General features: G+C 45.4%; 1 protein-coding gene and 1 pseudogene. One reads left to right on the top strand and one right to left on the bottom strand.

Annotated elements, in window-relative coordinates:
• A partial coding sequence (locus R7Q11_RS29115) for a response regulator transcription factor (protein ID WP_225467337.1) occupies positions 1-258 on the top strand: 258 nt, incomplete at its 5' end.
• Between the two features lie 10 nt (positions 259-268).
• Here R7Q11_RS29115 and R7Q11_RS29110 read toward each other — a convergent pair.
• A pseudogene (locus R7Q11_RS29110) lies at positions 269-527 on the bottom strand (LysR family transcriptional regulator); the annotation flags it as partial.

Genomic DNA, 527 nt, shown 5'->3' with positions numbered 1-527 from the left:
GTGTCTCGCGGTTACTCGATGTTTAAGTCGACTCACACGCCATCATCGGGTGATGTGACGCTATCAAACCGCGAAGCTATGGTGTTCCATTACTTAGCGCAAGGCTACTCAAATAAGAAGATTTCTGAGCAGCTTTCACTGAGCGCTAAAACGACCAGTACCTACAAAACACGTATCTTGAAGAAGTACCATGCAGACTCATTGATTGAGCTGCTGCATACTATCCCTCAGTCAGAAAACATTCAGTTTTGCCGCTAAGCACTGAGAATTAAGCACTCATGTATTTTGCAATGGCGCCAGTTAACAGCTGGTGCATTGCATCATGCCGGTGACTTTGCTTCATTTGCACCACAATCTTGGGCCAACCATTCGGGTAGTAAGATTCCGGTACTCGTATAAAGTTGTATCCTTCTATTGGCGCTTGATACTCAAGCAACACCGTTGCCGCACTCTTTTTCTTAATTAGCTTCAACACGCTGCTGACATTATCTAACGCTGCAATTCGGTTGATCACCATACCGTGACTC

The sequence above is a fragment of the Vibrio sp. 970 genome, assembly GCF_033339075.1.
This window is presented reverse-complemented; position numbering and strand designations above follow the sequence as displayed.